This is a genomic window from Microcystis sp. Msp_OC_L_20101000_S702, from assembly GCF_007095705.1.
Taxonomy (GTDB): domain Bacteria; phylum Cyanobacteriota; class Cyanobacteriia; order Cyanobacteriales; family Microcystaceae; genus Microcystis; species Microcystis ichthyoblabe_A.
This window is the reverse complement of the sequence record NZ_SFBO01000200.1, coordinates 1-5193: the sequence shown is the minus strand read 5'-3', so window position 1 is coordinate 5193 and position 5193 is coordinate 1. Positions and strand designations below refer to the sequence as shown.

Sequence of the window (5193 nt, the reverse complement as noted above, 5' to 3'; positions counted from 1 at the left end):
AGCTGAAAAGCTTACGTGGCAAGGGATAGAAAAAAGATCAAAAAATTTTGCCAAAAGGGGTTGACAAACCTGGGGAAGTTAGATACATTGGTAAATGCGCGGTTGAAGCAAAGCGAAAGCAAAGCGAAGCAAACGACGCTGGAACCTAGACAAAACAATAGTTTGAAAGCCAAGCAAAAAAAGCCTCGTTTAGAAGCAATTCTATAACAAAAAAGTCAAACCCGCAAGGGGGAGACAAAAAAAAGTCAAAAGAGTCAAACGATTCATCATGGAGAGTTTGATCCTGGCTCAGGATGAACGCTGGCGGCGTGCCTAACACATGCAAGTCGAACGGGAATCTTCGGATTCTAGTGGCGGACGGGTGAGTAACGCGTAAGAATCTAACTTCAGGACGGGGACAACAGTTGGAAACGACTGCTAATACCCGATGTGCCGCAAGGTGAAAACTAATTGGCCTGAAGAAGAGCTTGCGTCTGATTAGCTAGTTGGTGGGGTAAGAGCCTACCAAGGCGACGATCAGTAGCTGGTCTGAGAGGATGAGCAGCCACACTGGGACTGAGACACGGCCCAGACTCCTACGGGAGGCAGCAGTGGGGAATTTTCCGCAATGGGCGAAAGCCTGACGGAGCAACGCCGCGTGAGGGAGGAAGGTCTTTGGATTGTAAACCTCTTTTCTCAAGGAAGAAGTTCTGACGGTACTTGAGGAATCAGCCTCGGCTAACTCCGTGCCAGCAGCCGCGGTAATACGGGGGAGGCAAGCGTTATCCGGAATTATTGGGCGTAAAGCGTCCGCAGGTGGTCAGCCAAGTCTGCCGTCAAATCAGGTTGCTTAACGACCTAAAGGCGGTGGAAACTGGCAGACTAGAGAGCAGTAGGGGTAGCAGGAATTCCCAGTGTAGCGGTGAAATGCGTAGAGATTGGGAAGAACATCGGTGGCGAAAGCGTGCTACTGGGCTGTATCTGACACTCAGGGACGAAAGCTAGGGGAGCGAAAGGGATTAGATACCCCTGTAGTCCTAGCCGTAAACGATGGATACTAGGCGTGGCTTGTATCGACCCGAGCCGTGCCGAAGCTAACGCGTTAAGTATCCCGCCTGGGGAGTACGCACGCAAGTGTGAAACTCAAAGGAATTGACGGGGGCCCGCACAAGCGGTGGAGTATGTGGTTTAATTCGATGCAACGCGAAGAACCTTACCAAGACTTGACATGTCGCGAACCCTGGTGAAAGCTGGGGGTGCCTTCGGGAGCGCGAACACAGGTGGTGCATGGCTGTCGTCAGCTCGTGTCGTGAGATGTTGGGTTAAGTCCCGCAACGAGCGCAACCCTCGTTCTTAGTTGCCAGCATTAAGTTGGGGACTCTAAGGAGACTGCCGGTGACAAACCGGAGGAAGGTGGGGATGACGTCAAGTCAGCATGCCCCTTACGTCTTGGGCGACACACGTACTACAATGGTCGGGACAAAGGGCAGCGAACTCGCGAGAGCCAGCGAATCCCAGCAAACCCGGCCTCAGTTCAGATTGCAGGCTGCAACTCGCCTGCATGAAGGAGGAATCGCTAGTAATCGCCGGTCAGCATACGGCGGTGAATTCGTTCCCGGGCCTTGTACACACCGCCCGTCACACCATGGAAGCTGGTCACGCCCGAAGTCATTACCTCAACCGCAAGGAGGGGGATGCCTAAGGCAGGGCTAGTGACTGGGGTGAAGTCGTAACAAGGTAGCCGTACCGGAAGGTGTGGCTGGATCACCTCCTTAAAGGGAGACCTAATTCAGGTAGGAGACGAAAAAAAAGTAGTCGCTACCAAGAATCAATCCCAAAAGGTCGGAGCGAGGCGAAATTGGCTTTCAAACTAGGTTCTGGGTTCACACAAGACCTGAATCAGGAACAAGGGCTATTAGCTCAGGTGGTTAGAGCGCACCCCTGATAAGGGTGAGGTCCCTGGTTCGAGTCCAGGATGGCCCACCTGTACAGGTGGCAAAAAGAAAGAAAAGAAGCGAGGAATCAGCACCTTATCTTACTGACATAGTAAGAGAGAATGCTGGCTCTGAGTAAAGAGTCCAGAGGAACCTTGAAAACTGCATAGAGCTAGGTGAAAAAGCCAAAAAAGAAGACCGCAAGGTCAAGCTAATAAGGGCTAACGGTGGATACCTAGGCACACGGAAGCGAAGAAGGACGTAGTTACCGACGAAACGCTTCGGGGAGCGGGAAGCAAGCATTGATCCGAAGATATCCGAATGGGGCAACCCTAAACACGACCACCTGAATACATAGGGTGGAGCGAGCAAACCTGGTGAACTGAAACATCTTAGTAGCCAGAGGAAAAGAAAGCAACAGCGATTCCCCCAGTAGCGGCGAGCGAAAAGGGAACAGCCTAAACCAAGTTCTTCGGAACTTGGGGTCGTGGGACAGTAACAAAAGACTGGGAAATTTAGACGAAGCGGCTGAAAACCGCACCAGAGAAGGTGAAAGTCCTGTAGTCGAAAAAGGAACCAGCTTAACTGCATCCCGAGTAGCATGGGGCACGTGAAATCCCGTGTGAATCTGCCTCGACCACGAGGTAAGGCTAAATATTCCCGTGTGACCGATAGAGAAACAGTACCGCGAGGGAAAGGTGAAAAGAACCCCGGAAGGGGAGTGAAATAGAACATGAAACCGTTAGCCTACAAGCAATGGGAGGACGATTGAACGTCTGACCGTGTGCCTGTTGAAGAATGAGCCGGCGACTTACAGGTTATGGCAGGTGAAGGGGGAAGACCCCACAGCCCCAGCGAAAGCGAGTCTGAATAGGGCGAAGCGTCATAATTTGTAGACCCGAACCCGGGTGATCTAACCATGGCCAGGATGAAGCTTGGGTAAAACCAAGTGGAGGTCCGAACCGACTAATGTTGAAAAATTAGCGGATGAGCTGTGGTTAGGGGTGAAATGCCAATCGAACTCGGAGCTAGCTGGTTCTCCCCGAAATGTGTTGAGGCGCAGCGGTAGTGGAAGTTTAGTCGGGGTAAAGCACTGTTTCGCCGCGGGCTGGGAGACCGGTACCAAGGCGAGGCAAACTCTGAATACGGCTAAAAAAACTACCAGTGAGACGGTGGGGGATAAGCTTCATCGTCAAGAGGGAAACAGCCCAGACCACCAGCTAAGGTCCCCAAATGATAACTAAGTGAGAAAGGAGGTGGGAGTGCATTGACAACCAGGAGGTTTGCCTAGAAGCAGCAATCCTTAAAAGAGTGCGTAATAGCTCACTGGTCAAGCGCTCCTGCGCCGAAAATGAACGGGGCTAAGTTATCTACCGAAGCTGTGGACTACATTGTAGTGGTAGGGGAGCGTTCTATAGGGGGTGAAGCAGTAGCGGCAAGCAGCTGTGGACTCTATAGAAGTGAGAATGTCGGCTTAAGTAGCGAAAATGTGGGTGAGAATCCCACACCCCGAAACCCCAAGGTTTCCTCCGCAAGGCTCGTCCGCGGAGGGTCAGTCAGGACCTAAGGCGAGGCTGAAAAGCGTAGTCGATGGACAACGGGTTAACATTCCCGTACCGATTAATGATTGTGCCGGAGAACGGAGAAGGTCAACGTCAGCTGGATGTTGGTTACCAGTGCAAGCAGTCGAGGCGATGAGAGGTGGTGAAAACACCAGGAGCTAAGACGCGAGTCCCACCTCCCACGGGAGGGAAGTGGCGCTGATCAAGCTTCCTAGAAAAGCCCGAACCACGTTAATCATTAATTGCCTGTACCCGAAACCGACACAGGTGGGGAAGTAGAGAATACTAAGGGGCGCGAGATAACTCTCTCTAAGGAACTCGGCAAAATGACCCCGTAACTTCGGGAGAAGGGGTACCCTCGCAAGAGGGTCGCAGTGAATAGGCCCAGGCGACTGTTTACCAAAAACACAGGTCTCCGCCAAGTCGTAAGACGCAGTATGGAGGCTGACGCCTGCCCAGTGCCGGAAGGTTAAGGAAGTTGGTCAGGAGTAATCTGAAGCTGACGACCGAAGCCCCGGTGAACGGCGGCCGTAACTATAACGGTCCTAAGGTAGCGAAATTCCTTGTCGGGTAAGTTCCGACCCGCACGAAAGGCGTAACGATCTGGGCACTGTCTCGGAGAGAGACTCGGCGAAATAGGATTGTCTGTGAAGATACGGACTACCTGCACCTGGACAGAAAGACCCTATGAAGCTTTACTGTAGCCTGGAATTGGCTTCGGGCTTCGCTTGCGCAGGATAGGTGGGAAGCTTTGAAACTCTCCTCGTGGGGAGAGTGGAGCTAACGGTGAGATACCACTCTGGCGAGGCTAGAATTCTAACCCTGACCCCTAATCGGGGCGGGAGACAGTTTCAGGTGGGCAGTTTGACTGGGGCGGTCGCCTCCTAAAAGGTAACGGAGGCGCGCAAAGGTTCCCTCGGTCCCGTTGGAAATGGGACGATAGAGTGCAAAAGCAGAAGGGAGCTTGACTGTGAGACCCACAAGTCGAACAGGGACGAAAGTCGGCTTTAGTGATCCGACGGCACCGCGTGGAAGGGCCGTCGCTCAACGGATAAAAGTTACTCTAGGGATAACAGGCTGATCTCCCCCAAGAGTTCACATCGACGGGGAGGTTTGGCACCTCGATGTCGGCTCATCGCAACCTGGGGCTGAAGTCGGTCCCAAGGGTTGGGCTGTTCGCCCATTAAAGCGGTACGTGAGCTGGGTTCAGAACGTCGTGAGACAGTTCGGTCCATATCCGGTGTAGGCGTAAGAGCATTGCGAGGAGCCTTCCTTAGTACGAGAGGACCGGGAAGGACGCACCGCTGGTGTACCTGTTATCGTGCCAACGGTAAACGCAGGGTAGCCATGTGCGGAGCGGATAACCGCTGAAAGCATCTAAGTGGGAAGCCCACCTCCAGATGATTGCTCTCATGGCATTAAGCCAGTAAGGTCTCGGGTAGACTACCCGTTGATAGGCTCTAGATGGAAGCTCGGTAACGAGTGCAGTCGAGGAGTACTAACCGACCGAGGGCTTGACCTGATTCTTCTTTCACCACTTTTTTCCTAGCTTTTGCAGTCTTGAGGGTTCTACCCTTCCTGGTGTCTTTAACGTGATGGCACCACTCCGATTCCATCCCGAACTCGGTTGTGAAACTTCGCCGTGGCCAAGATACTTGTCGGGTTGCCGACCGGGACAATAGCTCGATGCCAGGATTATTCTTTCCTACCCCTCAATC

General features: G+C 52.8%; 1 tRNA gene and 3 rRNA genes. All 4 read left to right on the top strand.

From position 1 onward, the window contains the following. Positions 1–265: 265 nt before the first annotated feature. Positions 266–1754 (top strand): 16S ribosomal RNA (locus tag EWV60_RS20515). A gap of 134 nt (positions 1755–1888) precedes the next feature. Then, positions 1889–1962, top strand: a tRNA-Ile gene (locus tag EWV60_RS20510). A gap of 155 nt (positions 1963–2117) precedes the next feature. Next, positions 2118–4997, top strand: a 23S ribosomal RNA gene (locus EWV60_RS20505). Between the two features lie 55 nt (positions 4998–5052). Further along, positions 5053–5170 (top strand): 5S ribosomal RNA (gene rrf, locus EWV60_RS20500). The 16S, 23S and 5S rRNA genes sit together here with 1 tRNA gene alongside, the layout of an rRNA operon. The last annotated feature ends 23 nt before the right edge of the window (positions 5171–5193 follow it).